This is a genomic window from Thiomicrorhabdus sp. (assembly GCF_041583835.1).
Lineage (GTDB): Bacteria > Pseudomonadota > Gammaproteobacteria > Thiomicrospirales > Thiomicrospiraceae > Thiomicrorhabdus.
In genome coordinates this window covers 37,911-58,398 of record NZ_JBFHFC010000013.1, presented here as the reverse complement: position 1 = coordinate 58,398, position 20,488 = coordinate 37,911, and the positions used below count along the sequence as shown (strand labels likewise).

The 20,488-nt window shown below is 48.6% G+C and carries 15 protein-coding genes and 1 pseudogene; 3 read left to right on the top strand and 13 right to left on the bottom strand.

Annotation, left to right across the window (positions count from 1 at the left end):
• From ABY044_RS08060 to hldE, 10 genes and pseudogenes are all read right to left on the bottom strand, one after another.
• Positions 1-822 (bottom strand): annotated as a pseudogene (locus ABY044_RS08060) (glutamine--fructose-6-phosphate aminotransferase); the annotation flags it as partial.
• Positions 823-942: 120 nt separating this feature from the next.
• Positions 943-3,435 (bottom strand): glycogen/starch/alpha-glucan phosphorylase, encoded by a 2,493-nt coding sequence (locus tag ABY044_RS08055; protein ID WP_373019736.1) that lies wholly within the window; start codon positions 3,433-3,435, stop codon positions 943-945.
• Position 3,436: 1 nt separating this feature from the next.
• Positions 3,437-4,954, bottom strand: a complete 1,518-nt coding sequence (gene glgA / locus ABY044_RS08050) for a glycogen synthase GlgA (protein ID WP_373019734.1) — start codon at positions 4,952-4,954, stop codon at positions 3,437-3,439.
• A 79-nt stretch (positions 4,955-5,033) separates the two neighbouring features.
• Positions 5,034-7,256, bottom strand: a complete 2,223-nt coding sequence (gene glgB / locus ABY044_RS08045) for a 1,4-alpha-glucan branching protein GlgB (protein WP_373019732.1) — start codon at positions 7,254-7,256, stop codon at positions 5,034-5,036.
• A 30-nt stretch (positions 7,257-7,286) separates the two neighbouring features.
• Positions 7,287-8,690: a 4-alpha-glucanotransferase gene (malQ, locus tag ABY044_RS08040; RefSeq protein WP_373019730.1), complete on the bottom strand. Its 1,404-nt coding sequence runs from the start codon at positions 8,688-8,690 to the stop codon at positions 7,287-7,289.
• 28 nt (positions 8,691-8,718) lie between these two features.
• Positions 8,719-10,446 (bottom strand): glycoside hydrolase, encoded by a 1,728-nt coding sequence (locus tag ABY044_RS08035; RefSeq protein WP_373019728.1) that lies wholly within the window; start codon positions 10,444-10,446, stop codon positions 8,719-8,721.
• 28 nt (positions 10,447-10,474) lie between these two features.
• Positions 10,475-11,743, bottom strand: coding sequence for a glucose-1-phosphate adenylyltransferase (gene glgC / locus ABY044_RS08030; protein ID WP_373019727.1), 1,269 nt, complete (start codon positions 11,741-11,743; stop codon positions 10,475-10,477).
• 61 nt (positions 11,744-11,804) lie between these two features.
• Positions 11,805-12,911: a glucokinase gene (gene glk / locus ABY044_RS08025; RefSeq protein WP_373019726.1), complete on the bottom strand. Its 1,107-nt coding sequence runs from the start codon at positions 12,909-12,911 to the stop codon at positions 11,805-11,807.
• A gap of 70 nt (positions 12,912-12,981) precedes the next feature.
• Positions 12,982-13,587 carry an SIS domain-containing protein gene (locus ABY044_RS08020; RefSeq protein ID WP_373019724.1) on the bottom strand — a complete coding sequence of 202 codons (606 nt, stop codon included), beginning with the start codon at positions 13,585-13,587 and terminating at the stop codon, positions 12,982-12,984.
• Positions 13,580-15,019 carry a bifunctional D-glycero-beta-D-manno-heptose-7-phosphate kinase/D-glycero-beta-D-manno-heptose 1-phosphate adenylyltransferase HldE gene (hldE, locus tag ABY044_RS08015; protein WP_373019723.1) on the bottom strand — a complete coding sequence of 480 codons (1,440 nt, stop codon included), beginning with the start codon at positions 15,017-15,019 and terminating at the stop codon, positions 13,580-13,582. Before hldE ends, ABY044_RS08020 begins: the two co-directional genes overlap by 8 nt.
• A 123-nt stretch (positions 15,020-15,142) precedes the next feature.
• On the opposite strand from hldE, the gene ABY044_RS08010 reads away from it, so the two are divergent.
• From ABY044_RS08010 to ABY044_RS08000, 3 genes are read left to right on the top strand one after another with little or no spacing between them, the layout of a single operon-like run.
• On the top strand, positions 15,143-15,817 hold the full coding sequence (locus tag ABY044_RS08010) for an acyloxyacyl hydrolase (protein ID WP_373019722.1): 675 nt from the start codon (positions 15,143-15,145) through the stop codon (positions 15,815-15,817).
• A gap of 34 nt (positions 15,818-15,851) precedes the next feature.
• Entirely contained in the window at positions 15,852-16,793 is a 942-nt protein-coding gene (locus tag ABY044_RS08005) for an SIS domain-containing protein (RefSeq protein ID WP_373019720.1), read from the top strand.
• A gap of 12 nt (positions 16,794-16,805) precedes the next feature.
• Positions 16,806-18,137, top strand: coding sequence for a 3-deoxy-D-manno-octulosonic acid transferase (locus tag ABY044_RS08000; RefSeq protein ID WP_373019718.1), 1,332 nt, complete (start codon positions 16,806-16,808; stop codon positions 18,135-18,137).
• Between the two features lie 103 nt (positions 18,138-18,240).
• Here ABY044_RS08000 and ABY044_RS07995 read toward each other — a convergent pair whose 3' ends face one another.
• The 3 genes from ABY044_RS07995 to ABY044_RS07985 form a co-directional block, all read right to left on the bottom strand.
• The gene (locus tag ABY044_RS07995) at positions 18,241-18,804 is read right to left on the bottom strand and encodes a YqhA family protein (protein ID WP_373019716.1); all 564 of its coding nucleotides are present in this window, start codon (positions 18,802-18,804) and stop codon (positions 18,241-18,243) included.
• 20 nt (positions 18,805-18,824) lie between these two features.
• The gene (gene hslV / locus ABY044_RS07990) at positions 18,825-19,367 is read right to left on the bottom strand and encodes an ATP-dependent protease subunit HslV (protein ID WP_373019714.1); all 543 of its coding nucleotides are present in this window, start codon (positions 19,365-19,367) and stop codon (positions 18,825-18,827) included.
• A 160-nt stretch (positions 19,368-19,527) separates the two neighbouring features.
• On the bottom strand, positions 19,528-20,487 hold the full coding sequence (locus ABY044_RS07985; protein ID WP_373019712.1) for a tyrosine recombinase XerC: 960 nt from the start codon (positions 20,485-20,487) through the stop codon (positions 19,528-19,530).
• Between the last annotated feature and the right edge of the window lies 1 nt (position 20,488).

The following is a 20,488-nucleotide window of genomic DNA, read 5'->3' as shown; positions in this document are numbered from 1 at the left end:
CTCGAAAATTTCTTTATGCATATAGTGGCGGTGCTCACCAAGTTCGACCGCATGAGCCGTCAGGTTGGAAGTTTTAACCGGACGTTCGACCAATTCGCCATTGGCGCTGTATATCTCCACCTGAGTACGAGTGATCTTGGCGACATCGCCCTCTTCCAAAAAGATGAAGTTTTGGGTTACAGGTAACAGTGCCGAGACATCAGATGCGATGAAATGTTCACCAATTCCGACACCGATAACGAGCGGGCTGCCTTTTCTTGCAGCGATTAGAGTATCGACATCATCAACTGACACCACACCCAATGCGTATGCACCTTCAAAACTCTTCAACGCTGAGGTCACAGCCTTGAATAAATCCCCATCAAAGCGAACTAATTCGTGATGAATGGCATGGGCGACCACTTCGGTATCGGTCTCAGATGTAAAGCGGTAACCTTGCTCTAACTGTTGTGCTTTTAGATGTTGGTAATTTTCGATGATCCCGTTATGTACAACGGCAACGCGATTATTACAAATATGCGGATGAGCATTGTTTTCAGCCGGCACGCCGTGTGTCGCCCAACGAGTGTGGGCGATACCGATTTTACCTTGAAAGTTTTGATCGTCACGTCGTCTTGCCACAAAATCGCTTACATCAAGAGTATTAATTTTTTGCTCAAGATTTTTAATTTTTCCAAGCGATCGTACACGCCGAATTCCGCCGTCCAAATCTAAAGTCGCAATACCTGACGAGTCATATCCCCGGTACTCCAGTCGTTTTAACCCTTCCAAAAGGATCGGGACGATATTACGCTCCGCAACGCCCCCTACAATTCCACACATAGAGTCAATCTAACCTAGCTACAGTCATTAATTAAGCGCTCAATTATAACATAAACTTGCTACAGTAATATGAGCTGAGCCCCTAAAAAATACCTACTTTTACGTAAAACCGCATAATATTTATGACTTTTGTCCTATCGGCTCTAGATGCCAGATCTCTTCGTTATACTGCAACATCGTCCGATCAGTCGAAAAAATCCCGCTGCGAGCCGAATTGACAATACTCATCTTCAACCACGAAGAGCGGTTTTGATAAGCCTGAGCAGCACGATCCTGAGCAGTGACATAACTCTGGAAATCCGCCAAAGTCATCCAAGGATCCGAAGGGCTTTTAAGGGAATGAATAATCTCATTAAAAATACCCGGCTCAAACTGATTGAAATGCCCGGACTCAAGCAACCCCATCACCGCTTGCAAATCATAATTCTGATCGATATAACTCTGCGGATGGTATTCGGAACGTAAAGCTTCCACATCCGGTGTGTGCAATCCGAACAAGAAGAAATTCTCTTCACCGACGGCATCGTGAATCTCAACGTTTGCGCCATCCAAAGTTCCGATGGTCAAAGCACCGTTCATCATAAACTTCATATTCCCGGTTCCCGAAGCTTCTTTACCCGCCGTTGAAATTTGCTCGGAAAGATCCGTTCCCGGACAAATGACTTCCATGGCAGACACCCGGTAATTTGGGAAAAACACCACCTTAAGTTTATTACCTACATCCGGATCCGCATTGACGACATTGGCAACATTATTAATCAATTTGATGATTTTCTTTGCCATCGCATAACCCGGTGCCGCTTTACCTCCGAAGATAACGCTTCGATTGGTCCAGTTTTCCGCATCACCGCGCTTGATGCGAGAATAGAGATGGATAACATGCAGCACATTCAACAACTGACGTTTGTATTCATGAATACGCTTCACCTGAACGTCAAACATCGAATCGACACTCAAAGTAACGCCGGTTTCCTTGAAAACCATATCCGCCAAGCGCTGTTTATTGCCTTGTTTAACTTCATACCATGCTTGTTGAAACTTAGAATCTTCCGCCAACGGTTCAATTTGTTTCAACTCGGTTAGATTGGTAATCCAACCTTCCCCAATCTGCTCTTTTAATAGTGCACGCAAATTCGGATTACATCCCGCCAACCAACGTCGCTGCGTCACCCCATTGGTCTTATTGTTAAATTTTTTCGGCCACAACTGATAGAAGTCGTTAAACAACCCCTCTTTCAATAACGTGGAATGCAACTCGGCCACCCCGTTTACGGAATGACTTCCGACAATCGCCAAGTACGCCATACTGACATTGTTATGTTCATCGATAATCGACATGCGTCGCTGACGTTCCGTATCACCGGGCCATCTCATAGCCACTTCGGTTAAAAAGCGTCGATTGATTTCGTAAATAATCTCCAAAGGACGTGGCAATAATTTTGCAAACAGACTCACCGACCATTTCTCCAATGCCTCCGGCAACAAAGTATGATTGGTATAAGCCATTGTTTTAGATGTGATTTCCCACGCCTTTTCCCAACTAAGCTTCTCTTTATCCACCAACAAACGCATCAGTTCAGCCACAGCCAAACTTGGATGTGTATCGTTCAACTGAAACGCACTGTGAGCGGCAAAGTCCTTAAAGTCTCCATAACGAGCCTTCCACTGACCGACTACATCCTGCAAACTCGCCGACACTAGGAAATACTGCTGCTTGAGACGCAACTCCTTTCCGTTTTCGCTACTGTCATTAGGATACAGAACCATTGTAATGTTCTCGGCTGAAGCCTTTTTAGCCACCGCTTCGTGGTAAGACCCGGCGTTGAACTCAGAAAGGTCGAAACCTTCTCTGGCCATTGCCGACCACAAACGAAGGGTGTTTACGGTTTCATTTTTAAACCCGGGAATCGGCACGTCATAAGGAATCGCCAATACCACTTCGGCATGTTCCCAGTGAACCGTCATCTCTCCGGTAACCGGATCGATATATTGGCGAGACTCTCCACCAAACTTGACTACTTGGGTATATTCCGCACGCTGAATTTCCCACGGATAAGGTCCCATACCCAACCAATGATCCGGCTCTTCTACCTGATAACCGTTTTGAATGATCTGGCGAAACATCCCATACTCATAACGCAACCCGTATCCCATTACCGGCAGCTGCAAAGTAGCGCAACTATCCATAAAACACGCAGCCAAGCGCCCCAAGCCACCATTACCCAGACCGGCATCGCGTTCGGTTTCTTCAATCTCTTCCAGACTCAATCCCAATTCGTACATGGCCTGTTCGGTTTCGGTTTCAATACCCAGATTCAACAGGTTATTGGTCAAAGAGCGTCCGATCAAAAACTCCATTGACAAGTAATAAGCTTTTTTGAGCTTCTTTTCGTTATAAGCTTCCCACGTTCGCTTCCAATGGGTCATCAAACGGTCACGCGTGGTATAAGACAGCGCTTTGAATAGATAATAATCTTCTGAGGTGATATTGCGCCCCAAGGTATGACACAAATATTTCAAAAAATCGGTTTCGATATCTTCTTTTTCCATTCCGACATGGTGCAACATTTCGGAAACCAATTCCATTCGTTTTGCTTCTAGTGACGTTGGCATCTTATACATCCTCTGAATACAGTTCTACATAGTGCTTTGCACTGGCTTTCCAGCCAAAATTCTGTTGCATGCCGTTTTTCTGCAACTGCTGCCAGCTGCGTTTTTTGCCATACAAATGCAAAGCGTGTAATAAGGTTGACTTTAAGGCGTAACGACTCGGATCGTAAAAAACAAATCCGGTAGCCGTACCCTTCTTTAGATTTTCATCCGTGGCATTAACAACCGTGTCAGCCAGCCCACCGGTATGGTGAACGATCGGAGGCGTGCCATACGCCAAACTATACATTTGATTCAATCCGCAAGGTTCAAAACGCGAAGGCATTAAAAACAGATCCGCTCCTGCTTCAACCTGATGCGCCAAAACTTCCGAATATCCCACATAAACCCAAACTCGCTGAGGATAATTCTTTGCGATCTCCAACAAAGCCGCTTCAAAATACTTGTTCCCGTTACCGACAAATACAAAGTTCACATCGGTCTGATCAAGCACTTCGGGCAAAACCTCCAGAACCAGATCCAAGCCTTTCTGTCCCACCATACGCCCGACAAAACCAACCAAGGGAGCATCCAACCAAGCGGCTATCTCGTTTGCAACCGACTTTTCATCCAAGCCGCTCAACAAAGCCATTTCATTAAGCAAAAACGTTTTATTTTGCTTTTTACCGGCAACCCGCCCTTTTTCCAACGAATAGTTGCGGTGAATCAATTCATCCACTTTCGGGTTCCAGATTGTTTCATCGATACCGTTCAATATCCCAACCAAACGTCCTTCCTCCCGGCGTTTCTGTAAGACGCCTTCAAACCCGTAGGCAAATTCAGGAAAACAAATTTCTTTTGCATAAGTCGGGCTAACAGTCGTCACCCAATCCGATGACACCAGACCGGCTTTCAGCATGGAGAAATGTCCCCAAAACTCAACACCTTCCATCCCCCACAATTCGGCAGGAATATTTAACTGAGCGAATAAAGAGTGGGGAAAGTTACCCGGAAACGCCATGTTGTGAACCGTAAAGACGGTTTTAGGACGAGCCTCTTCCAGACTTAACAGTGCCGACACCAAGCCGGTCTGCCAATCATTAACATGCACCACGTCCGGCTTCCATTTCAAGCCGACTCGGTCCATCGACAATTCCGTGACCACTTTGGAAAATACGCCGTAACGCTCGCCGTTATCCCACCAGTCCGTTCCATCTTCCGCCAAATAAGGGTTTCCTCCTCGGGCGAACAGCTCTGGAATATCGACCAGCCACGCTGGCACATCGATACCTTCAAACGCACCCGCCTTTAACTGAAAGATTGACGCCGTATAAGTTCGACCGCAACCACCAACCTCCAATTCGGCGACTTTACGCATGGCTTTTTGTGGAATCTTGGCCATGACGTCACCGTAGGCAGGCAACACTAAACGCACCTTATGCTTAAGAGCCGACAAAGCGTTCGGCAAACTACCGGACACATCGGCCAAACCGCCGGTTTTAATCAAGGGATGTGCTTCAGAAGTGGCAAAAAGTATTTTCATTCCTCGTCCTAACAAGTTTAAATTTTAAATATCAATATTCTTGGATAAACGCCGAAAACAGTCATTTACGACGACACATTCACTTCAATGACAACACCAGTACCGACAACGGAGGCAAGGTCAATTCCGCCGAACAAGGTTGATTCATCCACGGTTGATCCTGAGTCGTCACAATACCGCCATTGCCCATATTGCTTCCTCCGAATCCTTCGGAATCGGAATTAAGCACTTCCACATACGTACCTGCATCCGGCAATCCGATGCGATAATTTTCCCTCGGTACCGGCGTGAAATTAAACACACACACCAACTTCTCATATTCGGAATAACGGATAAAACTTAAAATCGACTGTTGATAATCGTGGCAATCAATCCACGCAAACCCTTCACCGACGAAATCGCGTTCATAGAGTGCCGGATGGTTTTTATAGAGGTGGTTCAACTCCTTAGCCAAAAGCTGAATTCCGCGATTCAGAGGCACGTCGCACAAATGCCAATCCAAAGCGCGGGAATCGTTCCATTCCGTCCACTGTGCAAACTCCGATCCCATAAACAGTAACTTCTTACCGGGATTCAACATCTGATAAGCAAGCAGCAATCGCAAGTTAGCCGCTTTCTGCCAATCGTCTCCCGGCATCTTGCCGATCAACGAACCTTTCAAATGTACGACTTCATCGTGCGACAACGGCAAAATGAAATTTTCCGAATAGGCATACATTTGACTGAACGTCAGCTGATTATGATGGTAAGGGCGGTAGATCGGTTCCTTTTCAAAATAATCCAAAGTATCGTTCATCCAACCCATATTCCACTTCATGGAAAAGCCTAAACCGCCCATCCAGGTCGGCCGCGAAACCATCGGCCAGGAAGTGGACTCTTCAGCCATCACCACGGCACCCGGACACTGCGCATGAACTTCCTCGTTCAGTGCACGTAGAAAGTCGATCGCCTCAAGATTTTCTCGTCCGCCGTGCTCGTTCGGCACCCACTGCCCGTCTTCGCGCGAATAATCCAAATACAGCATCGAAGCCACAGCATCCACACGAAGACCGTCAATATGCAGCTCTTTAATCCAATACAACGCATTGCTCAACAGAAAATTGCGTACTTCGTTACGGCCGAAGTTGAAAATGTAAGTTCCCCAATCCTGGTGCTCGCCTTTACGCGGATCTTCATGTTCGTAAAGCGCCGTGCCGTCAAAACGGCCCAGTGCAAATTCGTCTTTAGGAAAATGCGCCGGCACCCAATCCAAAAACACGCCGATACTGTGCTGATGGCAATAATCCACAAAATAGCGGAAATCGTCCGGCGTACCGAAACGGCTGGTCGGAGAAAAATAACCGCTGGTTTGATAACCCCAAGATTGATCCAACGGGTGTTCGGAAATCGGCAGCAACTCAATATGCGTATACCCCATCCACTGAACATAATCGACCAATCGGTGAGCGATCTCCCGATAATTCAAAAAACCGCCGTCGTCGGCCTTTTGCCACGATCCCAAATGCACCTCATAAATATTGATCGGTGACTTCTGCCAATCGAATCCGGCCAGATAATCCAACCAGGCCCGATCGTTCCACTGATATTTCGAATCATAAACGATACATCCGGTTGCAGGACGATACTCCATCGATTGCGCATAAGGGTCGGTCTTGGTAAAGCTGTCTCCGGTATTACGATTTCGAATTTCAAATTTGTACAGGTCGCCGCTATGCAATCCCGGAATGAAAAGTTCCCACACCCCCGAACCGCCACGCACTCTCATGGGATGACGCAGACCATTCCAACCGTTAAAATCCCCGACCACGGACACCCGTTCCGCAGAAGGCGCCCATACGGCGAACTGAACACCTGCAATCCCGTCAACCGTTTTTGGATGCGCACCCAACACTTCATACAGATGCCAATGACGCCCTTCGGCAAATAAATGCAAATCCAATTCCCCAAGCTGAGGCAAAAAGGTATAAGGCGAAACCAAGCTATGCCGCGAGCCGTCGGCTTCGGTCCACAAAACCTTATAATGCAGCGGCAAAAGTGCTTTCTGCTCGGCGTCGATCACAACTACAAACAAGTCGCTGCCTTCGATACGTTCCAGTGTAATCGTTTGTTCGTCCTGAGTTAAAACGCAGGCCTCTTCCGCCGTCGGCAACCAAACACGAATCATCCAAGCCTGTTCATCTTCCGAAACCACATCCAGCGGATGACACCCCAGAACGGAGAAGGGATCGTGATGGCAACCTTGTTGCAAACACTGAATTTCGTTTTCAGAAACCGTATGAATCGCCTTTGATTTTATTTGCATCTGCTCTTTAACCCACCTATTGTTTTAACTTCATTCATTGGAATTTTCTTGAGACATCCGTTCGGTTCTTTCGATCAAAGCCTTAATATTTTGCTCCAATCCCGCTGGAATCTGTTCCCACCCGAACTGCCATCTCCAATTCCCATCCGGCACGCCGGGAACGTTCATTCGATGCGCCGAATCCAGCATCAGCCAATCCTGCATCGGCACAATTACTCTTTGCGCCACCGTATTCAAAGCGGCGGCAATTAACGGCCACGGCATTTTCGAAGGCAACTGCAACTCAGTCAACAAGCCTCCGACACGGGCGGCCAATTGTTCCCTGACCCAATATTCCGTCCCGGGATCCAAACTGTTATACCACCCAAGAGTGGTATCGTTGTCATGGGTACCGGTATAAGTCACGGAATTCTCCACTTGCTCGTCAAGCGAGTGCGGATTATCAGGCAGGCCGTTAAAGCCAAATTGCAGCACCGACATACCCGGAAGACCGTAACGGTTTTTCAGCGCGACCACACCTTCGGTGATAATCCCCAAATCCTCGGCAATCAACGGCATATCGGGAAAATCTTCGTGCAGAGCATCCAATAACGCCTCACCCGGCGTCTCCACCCAGTGGCCGTTGACCGCGGTCTCTTCGGAGGCGTCAATCTCCCAAGCCGCTTCAAACCCCCTAAAGTGGTCGATACGAACCAGGTCGAAATCTTCCAATGCCGCGGCTACCCGATCACGCCACCAGCCGAAGCCGTCAGCCTGCATCACTTCCCAGTTATAATGCGGGTTCCCCCAGCGCTGACCGGTTTTTGAAAAATAATCCGGCGGCACTCCGGTTACCACGGTGGGATTTAAATCCTCGTCCAATCGAAACTGCTGAGGATTCGCCCACACATCGGCGCTGTCAAACGCTACAAAAATAGGCATATCGCCAAACAGTTGTATGCCTTTGCGATTGGCATCCACTTTCAACTTGTGCCAGATTCGGTGCAATACAAACTGCTGGCGTTTTAAAGCCTGAATCACTGCTTGATGTTTTTCGGCAAAGGTTTGCAACGCTTTTGGTTCACGCGTTTTCAAATCATGAGGCCAATCCCGCCAACTTGCTAAATGATGCTCCTTGCGGATCGCCATAAACAAAGCATAATCATCCAACCAGTGCGGCGGATTATGAAGATAAGCTAAAAAGTCGCTTTCATCACACAAATCCGACCAATCATCCGGCAACAGTGCGGGGTTCAACGCAAAAGCGGATACCGCCTGATAAGGCGAACGATCTTCATGAGGTTCGCTCAATGGCAGCATCTGCCATATCGACAGACCGGAAGATTCCATCCAATCTAAAAAACGCCATGCCTGCTCATTCAACTGTCCGGGCTTACCGTCCGAATTGGGAAGAGAGGTTGGATGTAACAACACACCAGCTTGTCTTTTATTCACGGTCTTATCTCATGTTAAGAATTTATTCCTAATTGCGTCGCATCGTCCCTGAGTTTTCCATACTGCCACCGCCTTCCGAAATCGGTACGTTCAACGCTTCCGGCGGAGTTTCGCCCAACATCTGATATAACTTGGTCAAATGGCGTCGGTACAAGCGATCGAAATCTCTGACCGAATCCGACGGATTGTAATCTCCAAACCACCAGAACCAGTCGGAACCTTCGCAAATAGCCAATTGCTCCGTTGCCATTTCCACCTCTTGAGGTGTCAATCGATTGGCCGCCATCACCTCGTCGAAACAAAGCTTGGCTTCAACCAATAAATCCCACCCCTTGTTTTTATCCTTTTCGCCAATCCAGGTTGAAAACGAACCGTACACCCAACTCCCCGATTTTAATATCGGCAAATGACGGACTTTCGCCCCCTGTTCCAGCGCTTGAGAAAACGTCGTCATCTCTACACGCGGGTGACTGCTTAACGATTTATATAAACTCGATAAAAAATGATGGGCATTATCCGGGTAATATTCCCAGGCGTTCTCACCGTCCAAAATAACACTGACCACATGATCTTCGACATCTTCACCCAAAAAATTAGCGATATTCTGCATGTGTTGAACAAAATCCGCCGCGGCATCGTCCGGATGCCAGTCTTTATACTGAAAACCGATCAAATCGGACAAGCCGTCGTCCCTAAAGAACAAAGCACAATTTTGTGACGCATGCTGAAGAGGTTGATAAAGAGCTTTCTTACTGTGCAAATCATGCTGATTGATATGCGATGCTTCGCAGGAATGACGCCACACACCTTCCCCGGACGCCGTCCAACCGATGCCATATTCGTCCAACAGTCCGACAGCGGCACTGCTTAAAGCCCCTTCCGACAACCATATCCCCTTAGGACGGCAGCCAAAATGTTGTTCATAAACCTCAAAACCGTGCTGCATATGCCATTTTGAACGCTCGTAACCGTCCGGATAAGCGGCATAATGCGGAGACGGTGCATCCGGCAAAGCATCGCGCATGCTCTTAAAATCAATCAGTAAAGGAACGATCGGATGACCGTAAGGCGTCATTGAAATCTCTATCTGGCCTTTTTCCATCAAGGCGCGGTAACGAGGCACAATCCCGCCAACCGCATCCGCCATGATCTCAATCATCAAACGCTGATCGGCTTGACCGTAATTGTGTTTCTTAGCCATCAACCGATTAACCCGCGGGTCATCATGACGCAAACTAATCCCCATCCAAGCGAGGTGATACCACATTAAAAGGTCGGTGAAAAACTGGGCATTCAAATAACCGACACAAACGCTGTCGATCCCTTCCGGGGCACTATTGGCCTGAACCATCTCAACCAATTCACGGAAATGCGGCAACGGATTAATCATGGTCGGTGCATAGGCGCGTTGACAGACGGCGACTATCTCTGCACGCTGTTTGATATCGCTGGGTACCGGCGTTACGCCCGCCACCAGATTCAACAACGGATCCTGCATGGGTTCGCCGGAATCCAACCAACGTTGCATCTGCTGTTGATAATCGCTCAACTGCTCTAACAAAACCGGGGCAAAATTGACCACAACTTTAGCTTGCGGACAATTTTCCAAATGCCACACCATGTCGGTGTAATCCTTGATGGCATGCAAATACACCCACGGCAGACGGTAAACTCCGTCCAATCCGTCCCGGTAATGCGGCTGGTGCATATGCCAGCACAACACAACCTTAATTTTCTTATCGCTTTTCGCTTTCATCTTCGCCGCCGGTCTTGTTATAAATCGTTCAACGGATCATGTGCAGTCGGTTACCCAACATGTCGGGGGTCACTAAAACGATTCCGGAAGATTCTTCCACATAGAAACGTTTTGCATCTTCAACCGGATCTTCTCCGATTACCGTACCTTCCGGGATCACCGATCCTTTATCGATCACCGCATTTTGAATGCGACAATTACGCCCTACTTCGACTCTCGGTAAAAGAACCGAATCTTTAATCAAAGAGAAACTGTGAACGCGGGAACCGCTGGAAATAATCGAACGCTTAATTCTCGCTCCGGAAATAATACAACCACCGGCCACCATCGAATCAATCGCTTCACCGCGTCGGCCTTCGTCATCAAACGTAAATTTAGCGGGTGGCATTTGCGCCTGATACGTCCAAATCGGCCAATCGCGGTCATATAAATTCAACTCCGGCTCAATCGAACACAAATCCAAATTGGCTTTCCAAAAAGATTCGACCGTACCCACGTCACGCCAGTACATCGGCTCCCCGGTTTCATCCACAAACGGAAAAGCTCGTGCGCGCCAATCTTCAATAATCGAAGGAATGATATCCTTACCGAAATCGTGCGACGAATCCGGGTTATCTCGGTCTTCAATCAACTTTTGGTACAAAAATTCGGTTGAAAAAACATAAATCCCCATCGACGCCAATGCCATATCCGGTTTACCCGGCATGGAGTCAGGATCAGCCGGTTTTTCGGTAAACTTCGTGATATTCATCTCTTCGTCAACCGACATGACACCAAAACCTCTGGCTTCGTCTTTAGGAACTTCGATACAGCCAATCGTGACATCGGCACCTGAATTGGCATGCTCAACCAGCATATCGCTGTAATCCATCGAATAAATATGATCTCCACCTAGGACCAACACATATTCAGGGGTATGGCGGCGCATGATATCCAGGTTTTGGTACAGCGCGTCCGCCGTCCCTTTATACCATTCCTTATCAATTCGCTGCTGAGCCGGCAACAATTCGACGAATTCGCCAACCTCGTAACGCATGAAACTCCATGCACGCTGAATATGACGGATTAACGAGTGAGACTTGTACTGGGTCAAAACACCGATCTTTCGAATCCCGGTATTCACGCAGTTAGACAATACGAAATCGATAATTCGATATTTACCGCCGAAAGGAACTGCAGGCTTGGCACGCCATTTAGTTAAATCCTTTAGACGGCTTCCCTCCCCCCCAGCCAAAACAACAGCCAATGTCTTACGGGTCAATTCCGTTGCAGTCTTCGTCTCACAATAGTACTTCATTCAGATATCCTCTTTGCATCCAACTGTTCATGTCTATAACTAAATAAAACGTAAAAATCGACTAGGCGCCATTGGATTTTGAAAACCGCAAATTGTGTTGCATCGCGCCTCTCAAGCCCAATAAATCGTCATTAATCAAATAAACCGGACGACTCGCCACAATCTTCGACATACGTCCCTTCTCCAAATAAGCCTTATGAAAATAAGGCTTATTCATCCAATTAATGATCTTGGCAGCAATCCCTCCTGCAAGATAAACCCCCTGAGGAGCACTCCAAAGTAGTGCGGCTGCACCAACAAAGGCGCCATAAATCGTCACAAATTCGGTCATCGCCTTAACTGCAATCGGCTCATTTCGCTCTGCGGCACCGAATATTTCCGCGGCGGACAGGGGTTGAACATTTAGAGCATCCAACCGGGGTTCAGCAATAAATAAACCTAGTTGGTCATTTTGCGTACTTTTAATCCGATTTTTTTTAAAGTTTTGTGAATCATCCGCCGAATACGTCACCGGACAGTCATATAACTGAAAGAAACGATACAGGGTTTCCAACCCTGGTCCGGACAACACTCTTTCATAAGAGACGTGCTCATATTCCTGCCACAACCAGTTCAAAAGCAGCTGTTGGGTTTCCGAAATCGGCGCAAAATCGAAGTGTCCGCCTTCCGAAGCAATCGGATTTACCTCAGTACCGTCGAAAAAGACCGGAGAGACCCCCAAGCCGGTTCCTGCACCAATCACCAGATAATGTCCGGCAACCGGAAACGGCTCTTTTTCGTAGAGAGAAGGGTCATACAATGTCAACACCTGCTCGGAGGTCAGGGCCTGCACACCCAAGGCGGCAGCATGAAAATCGTTAATAAAAGAAACATTTCGAATTGAACAGAGCTGTTCGATTTGATCGGCATCGACTTCCCAAGGCAGATTCGTCAACTGCACGACACGACCGTCGACCGGCCCGGGCAGACCGAAACAAGCGGACTCAATAATATTGGAAGAAAGATTTAAACTGGAAAGAAAGGTTTGAATAATCGATTCGAGCGAGTCGAATTCTTGGCAAAGATAACGTTGTTGTCCACGATGAAGGGTTGTAGAAGTTTCCGGCTGAATTTCAATCAGTTGAAGCAGTGCTTTAGTGCCACCGATATCGCCCGCCAGAAACAACATCTAATTCCCCCTTTGCCCGTCGGGATCGTAATAACGACAGCCCCGGCAACGTGAGAGATTCATTTGATTCTTATTCCATCGCATATACTGAATCCAAGCCTTCGCAAATTAAATGGCTGATCATACTATGGGCTTCTTGGGCCCGGGCGGTTTCCATTGTATCCACCCGAAAGCAGATATCGGACAAATCATTCAAAGGACTCTCCGCACTGCCGGTCATTGCGACCGTAAAGCAGCCCTTATCTTTTGCGACCTCAATCGCCTTGACGACATTGGCGCTTTTTCCCGACGTGGACATTGCAATGACCACATCGTCCGGATTGGCCAACCCTTCAATTTGGCGGGCAAACACGGTCTCAAATTCATAATCGTTACTGTGTGCCGTCAAAATAGAACTGTCGGTAGTCAATGCAATGGATGCGATCGGACGACGATTCTTAACGTAACGCACCATCAGTTCGGCAGCCATGTGCTGAGCATCCGCCGCACTACCGCCGTTACCAAGCCAAATCACCTTACCACCGCTATCGACCGACTTAATGATGGACATAACGGCCTGTTCAATTTGCTGCGATTGCTGCAACACCGAATCAATCGCACGCTGGTGCTCAGCAAGTGCGTGAACAAAGTCAATCTGCATCTGTTTATTGTTCTTCAATGGTGATTCTCTATTCATCCAGCGCTTCTTGACGTTCCGCTTCATGGATACGCTCTACGATATTGGTGGTTGAATATCCCTGCCAGAAAGACAACACTTCAACCTGCCCTCCATTCTGCCAAACACACTGCGAACCTGCAATCTCTTCCGGACGATAATCTCCACCTTTTACGAGGACATCCGGTTTCAGCTTGCAGATCAGGCGCTCCGGCGTCTGCTCGTTGAACGGAACAACCCAATCAACGCAACTTAAAGCGGACAACAATTCCATTCGCCCTTCTAACGGCACAATCGGGCGGCTCGGCCCTTTCAGCATCTGCACCGATTCGTCTGAATTCACGGCGACAATCAAGCGCTCACCCAGTTTGGCGGCTTCGTTCAAATAACGCACATGCCCGCTATGAAGCAGATCGAAACAACCGTTGGTTATCACGACGCGCTCGCCGTTATTCTGTGCCAGCTGCACCAACTCCAACAATTCGTCCTCGTTCATGGCGACATAGCCCTGATGACGCATAGACGCTTTAATTGCTTCATCCAATTCGGCTTTAGAGACGGTTGAAGTACCAACTTTACGCACCACAATGCTGGCCGCCTGATTCGCCAGATGCACGGCATTCTGCATACTCATGCCACTGGCATACCCGGTCGCTAAGGCCGCCATCACCGTATCACCGGCACCGGTGACATCAAACACTTCCTGAGCCTGCGACTTCAATAAATACGGTTTTTCATTTTTAGTCACCAGCGCCATACCGTGTTCGCTGCGCGTCACCAACAAGCCCTGCAAATCCAGTTCCTGAAGAGATTGCTTCGCTTTCTCCACCAAACTTTCTTCATCCGCGCATATACCGGCAATGGCCTCAAACTCTCCCTGATTCGGTTTAATCAAGGTCGCGCCTCGGTAACGCGAGAAATCCAACCCTTTCGGATCGATGAGTACAGGCACGTCGACTTTTTTTGCCGCCGCAATCATCATTTCGACAAACTGCAAGGCCCCTTTGGCGTAATCGGAGATCACAACGACGTCATACTCACCGACCTTCTGAGCGACCTTATTCGCCAATTCCAAAGCAGGTTCGGCGGGAACCGGATTTTCAAAATCCATACGAATCAATTGCTGATGATGACTCAACACTCTCAATTTGCAGATCGTACCGCTATCCGAATAAGCCCAGTCGGACGTCACACCGGATTCTTCCAACAACGTTTCCAATTGCTGACCGTAAACATCATGGCCGACCACACCCATCAAATGCGCCTTAGCGCCTAAAGCGGCGATATTCAAAGCCACGTTGGCAGCACCGCCGGCACGCACCTCTTCACCCCCCACCTTAACTACCGGTACCGGTGCTTCGGGAGAAATGCGACCCGCTCGACCGGTCCAATACTGATCGAGCATTACGTCGCCCACGACTAGAATCTTTGATTGAGAAAAATCATGCATCATTTTTATAGGAAAAAACTCATTAACTATACAGGGTTTTAAAGACTTTAAATTCGTCCTTAAATTATCCAAAGCCCTGTTTAAATCGATTAGAATATGGGCGTTAGTTTATCAGGAAACCCCCAAATGCACAGTTGGAAAAAACAGTTTTCTTCACACTTCAAAAAATTATTTTTATTAGGTGCCGCGTTTAGCTGCGTTATCGGTTCTCAAAATGCTCTGGCGGGCAAATCCAATAACGATCCGATGACACTGGCGATTGCCGGCTCGATCATCTCTTTCGGTATGGCCTGTTACCAAGGCAAAGCCCCTTGTTCATTGTCTCCGGGCATCGATACCGATCAACTGACTTTCAGCGTGGACAAAGGCTCCGACAACACCATCGACCACTTACGCTTGGCACTTGGGGCGGATTGGAAAGAGAAGTTTTACGAATCCCCTAATTTCGAAATCGGCGGTCGTTGGGAAATCAACGCCAACCGTTGGAACTCTTCCCGCACCAACCCCGACAATAAAGAAGGCTACATTCTTGGAATCACGCCGCTTTTCCAATACAGCTACAAAATGTCGAAATTCGATATCTACATGGAAACCGGAGCCGGCCTTCAATGGCTCAACGACGCCACCATCGAAAACGAATTCAAATCCACCCAATTCCAATTCGGCGACATTTTCGGTCTGGGGATCAAGAACAAACGATTTGAACTCGGCTACCGTTACTTGCACATCTCTAATGCCGGTATTGAAATGCCGAATCCGGGAACCGATTTCCATAACATTCATTTAGGTTATCGTTTTTAATACGACTTAACAGAACAAACACAACGGAAAAACCATGTCTACAGATTACCAAGCCATCGCCAAACGCGTTTTCGACATCGAAGCCGAAGCGGTACTTCACCTTAAAACTCTTTTAGACAACGACTTCAACGGCAGCGTTGAGGCAATTCTAAAAGCACACGGGCGTGTCGTCATTTGCGGCATGGGCAAATCGGGACTCATCGGCAAAAAGATTATGGCGACTTTCGCCAGCACCGGAACGCCGTGCTTCTTCATGCACCCGGGCGAAGCTTTCCATGGTGATTTGGGGATGGTTGCGCCCGACGACGTGTTTCTCGCCTTATCCAATTCCGGCGAAACCGAAGAGGTGATTCGTTTACTGCCGTTTTTAAAAGACAACGGCAACATTCTGATTTCGATGACCGGACGCCCGGAATCGACCCTGGCGAAAAATTCCGATTTTCACCTCAACATTTCCGTGCCGCAGGAAGCGTGTCCGCACCAGTTGGCGCCGACCTCTTCCACTACCGCCACATTAGTCATGGGCGACGCATTGGCGGTCGCGCTAATGGAAGCGCGCAACTTCCAGCCGCACGACTTCGCGCGCTTCCATCCGGGCGGCAGTCTAGGGCGTAAACTTCTGGTCAAAGTCAAACACGAAATGACTTCGGCCAACCTACCGATGATCAGCTCTTCCGCATCAGTCAGCGACGTCATTCACACCATGAACGAAGGGCGTCTGGGACTGTGTATTGTCGATCAAGGCCGCGGCATCATCACCGACGGCGACCTGCGCCGACACATGGAGCAGGACGCCGGTAACTTCATGAACAAAACCGCCGCCGACCTAATGGGAACCAGCCCTAAGACCATCAGTAGCGAAGCGCGTTTAAGCGAAGCCGAGGAATTGATGAACCAATACAAGATCACGTCTTTATTGGTCACTGAAGCCGACGAGATCGTTGGCGTCATCCAAATTTACGACCTGAACCGCTAGGCGATTCCTGCGATGCGACTCGGCGTCTACCGTTTCCTTACCGCACTGGCAATGCCATTGATTGCCTACTCGGGCTGGAAACGCTGCAAGAAACACCAGTCGCAATGTGAACAGTACCCCGACCTACCGCCCATAGCGGATTGTTTTGCGTCTCGTTTCGGCCGTAACCGCCAAACTTACCGCAAAGGCGGGATTTGGATCCACGCCGTCTCCGTCGGCGAAACCCGCTCGATTTTCCCGTTGCTCAGCGCGTTGAAACAAAGCTATCCGGATCTGCCCTTAACCGTCACCAACGGTTCTACACAAGGCGCCATTCAGGCTCTGCAATTCTCGCCGGTCGACATTCAACACCAAATGATTCCTTACGACTTTCCGTTTGCCGTCAATCGCTTTCTTGACCAACTGCAACCCAAGCTCGTGGTCATGGTGGAAACCGAAATCTGGCCGAACCTATATCAAGCCTGCTCGGAACGCCAAATCCCGGTCATACTGGTGAATGCCCGCTTAAAAGAAAAATCCTTTCAAGCCTACCGGAAATGGGGCGGAGCCATGCTTAAAAAGGCTTTGAACCAGACCCGCTTTATCGCCGCACAATTTCCGGTCGATGCAAAATCGTTCCAAGCACTCGGTGCCGAACCGCAGAAAATCAAAACCCTCGGCAACATCAAATTCGATATGGAAATTCCGACCGGTTTAATCGAACAAGCCGAAGAATGGAAAAGTCAAAACCGTCTTCAAAACCGTTTTATATGGGTAGCCGCCAGCACGCATGCCGACCCGAACGCTCCGACACAAATGGAAAGCAGCGAAGAAAGTCTGATGTTACAGGCTCACCAACAATTGTTGGAAACCCGGCCGGATGCATTGCTCATCCTGGTGCCGCGTCATGCAGACCGCTTTGCCGAAGTCGCCGAAATGCTCGAGAACAGTTCATTCAAATGGGCTCGACGTAGCCAACACCAAGCCGTCACCGAGGACACACAAGTCTATCTAGCCGACAGCGTCGGCGAACTGATGCAATGGTTTGCCGCGAGCAACGCCGCCTTCATCGGCGGCAGCTTAGTACCGTTCGGCGGCCATAATATTCTGGAACCGGCCGCATTACACAAGCCGGTTATCTCCGGACCGCACTTCGCCAATCTGGATGCACTGTACCAAACCTTTATCGGTGAAGACGCGGTTCAATTAGTCGACGACTCCCACAGTTTGGGAGAGTTCCTGATGACAATCGCTTCCGATCCTCAAGCACAACAGGATGCCGGAGAAAAAGCTTATCGAGCGTTCGAACACAACACCGGCGCCTTGAAAAAGTTACTGGCTGAAATCAAGCCGCTCCTGGACTAATACGGAAGATGCGACCGCCAAGACGATCCGGACGATTTTAACAGACAATAAAAAAGCCCCGTTTAGGGGCTTTTTTATTCCTACTATCGCAAATCGAATCCGCTTAGTGATAGGCCTTATGCGACAGATACAACGCCAAGGCCACCATCATGATTGCCAAAGCGTAATACAACAATTCCAACGGCTCGGTCGGCTTCAAGAATATGGCTTGCTCGAAGAACATTACGATCAAAATCAACACGATGACTTTCGCCAAACGGTCTTTCAAATCGTCCAAAGAACTGATGAACAAAATATTACTCGCGCCGTGTTGGCTTTCCGCAATATCGATCTTGGAGATGAACAGTTCATACAACCCCAAAGAGAAGATCAACATAATCGCACCCAATAGGAAACCGTCAACCGAACCGACGACATGCGCCACCGTCTGCGCTTTCAACAAGGCACGCCCCGCATCGTCCATTTCGTGATAATGCGTCAAATGTGAAATCGTATAAAAAATATCCACCGAAGTCAGATAAAAAATCCCGAACGCCGTCACCATACTGGCAATGACCGCCACTAAAACGACAAAACGGCTGTTCCACAAAGCGGATTCAAACATCGATTCTACCTTGCTCGGTTGATGTTTCGGCACTGGCTGGCACTCAGTCTTATTGGCTTCCATCCAAATTACTCCTTTGTAAATTATTCTTTTGAACTCAACGATTCGATCGTCAAATTGTGATTCGTGTAAATGCAAAGTTCCGCTGCGATGTTCAACGCTTTCTCGACCACGTCACGCGCCGGCAATTCGGTATTTTCCATCAACGCCTGCGCCGCCGAGTGAGCATAACTGCCGCCGGAACCGATGGCGATAAAGTCATGCTGCGGTTCAATAACGTCGCCTGTTCCCGAAATCAGCAACATATTCTCCTGATCCGCGACCAACATCATCGCTTCCAATTTGCGCAAAGCTCGATCGGTTCGCCAATCTTTGGCCATCTCTACCGCTGCACGCATCAACTGTCCGTTATGGGCTTGCAAACGACCTTCAAAACGCTCGAACAAAGTAAACGCATCTGCGGTCGCACCAGCAAAACCGGCCAACACCTGACCGTTATACAAGCGGCGCACCTTGCGTGCATTGCCTTTCATCACCACGTGCCCCAAAGTGACTTGACCGTCTCCGCCGATGACCATTTCTCCGTCACGCTTGGCACACAATATCGTCGTTCCATGAAATGACATATTCAAACCCTTAAATTCTTATAATTCACATTTGTATTGGCGGCTATTCTAAATGAAAACAGGGGAAGAAACGAGCGATTTGCTTATTTCGAAAACCGGACAAGACCGTCGTTATTTTTTAGAAATTACGAATTCGTTTCAATTCATCCCCGAAATTACGTTATTTGTTTTTCTTAGCTCGAGGGTGCGCCTGGTCGTAGACTTGCGCCAGATGTTGGAGATCCAGTTTGGTATAAATTTGAGTGGTCGATAGATTGGCGTGGCCGAGCATTTCCTGAACCGCCCGCAAATCACCGCTGGATTCCAATACATGAGTTGCGCAAGCATGGCGCAGACGGTGCGGGGACATCTTAGTCGGCAAACCGGCTTGTAAGGTTCGTTCATCCAAACGCTTCTGCACACTACGCACACCTAAACGTCGACCGAGCCGATTGACGAAAACCGCCTGCTCGTCGGCCCTGGCGTAATCCGAACGAATCTTCAACCATTCCGATATTGCCTGTTGCGCTTTGGAACCCACCGGCGCCAAACGTGCTTTCTGGCCCTTACCCAATACATATACCCAACCGGAACGAAACTGATCCAATCCCGGAGTCAGATCCAATTCGGTACATTCGGACACACGCAGTCCGGCGGAATACAACAGTTCAAAAATAGCCTGATCGCGCACATCCTGCCAAGTCTTCAATGGCTGCTCCAACAACTTGCGCGTCCAATCTACATCGAGGCTTTTCGGCAACGGTTTAGGCTGTTTCGGAGACTTGACGCCCTTTGCCGGATTTTTCTCCACCACACCCTCTTCCAACAGATAATCGTAAAAGGAACGGATCGCGGATAATTGACGCGCGACGGTACGGGCACTGACGCCCTGCTGAACGCGATAACCTAAGAAAGCGCGAATCGCCTCCGAATCGATCAGCTTCCAATCATCAAATTTCGCCAACTTGGCTGACAACTGCGGATTATTGGACGCGGCATGCAGACCGTCGTCAAGGTCATTCAAATCGTCGGCAAAATAATAGCCCAGAAACGCTTCGACATCGCGCTGATAATTCAAAAGGGTATGAGGCGAACGGTTCTGCAATTTGAGATTGAGCAAAAACGCGTTCAGGGCTTGCATC

Coding starts and splice junctions, on each gene's coding strand:
- ABY044_RS08055 (WP_373019736.1), bottom strand. CDS start 3,435: ATGCCAACGTCACTAGAAGCAAAACGAATGGAATTGGTTTCCGAAATG.
- glgA (WP_373019734.1), bottom strand. CDS start 4,954: ATGAAAATACTTTTTGCCACTTCTGAAGCACATCCCTTGATTAAAACC.
- glgB (WP_373019732.1), bottom strand. CDS start 7,256: ATGCAAATAAAATCAAAGGCGATTCATACGGTTTCTGAAAACGAAATT.
- ABY044_RS08035 (WP_373019728.1), bottom strand. CDS start 10,446: ATGAAAGCGAAAAGCGATAAGAAAATTAAGGTTGTGTTGTGCTGGCAT.
- glgC (WP_373019727.1), bottom strand. CDS start 11,743: ATGAAGTACTATTGTGAGACGAAGACTGCAACGGAATTGACCCGTAAG.
- glk (WP_373019726.1), bottom strand. CDS start 12,911: ATGTTGTTTCTGGCGGGCGATATCGGTGGCACTAAAGCACTGCTTCAA.
- ABY044_RS08020 (WP_373019724.1), bottom strand. CDS start 13,587: ATGAATAGAGAATCACCATTGAAGAACAATAAACAGATGCAGATTGAC.
- hldE (WP_373019723.1), bottom strand. CDS start 15,019: ATGATGCATGATTTTTCTCAATCAAAGATTCTAGTCGTGGGCGACGTA.
- ABY044_RS08010 (WP_373019722.1), top strand. CDS start 15,143: ATGCACAGTTGGAAAAAACAGTTTTCTTCACACTTCAAAAAATTATTT.
- ABY044_RS08005 (WP_373019720.1), top strand. CDS start 15,852: ATGTCTACAGATTACCAAGCCATCGCCAAACGCGTTTTCGACATCGAA.
- ABY044_RS08000 (WP_373019718.1), top strand. CDS start 16,806: ATGCGACTCGGCGTCTACCGTTTCCTTACCGCACTGGCAATGCCATTG.
- ABY044_RS07995 (WP_373019716.1), bottom strand. CDS start 18,804: ATGGAAGCCAATAAGACTGAGTGCCAGCCAGTGCCGAAACATCAACCG.
- hslV (WP_373019714.1), bottom strand. CDS start 19,367: ATGTCATTTCATGGAACGACGATATTGTGTGCCAAGCGTGACGGAGAA.
- ABY044_RS07985 (WP_373019712.1), bottom strand. CDS start 20,487: ATGCAAGCCCTGAACGCGTTTTTGCTCAATCTCAAATTGCAGAACCGT.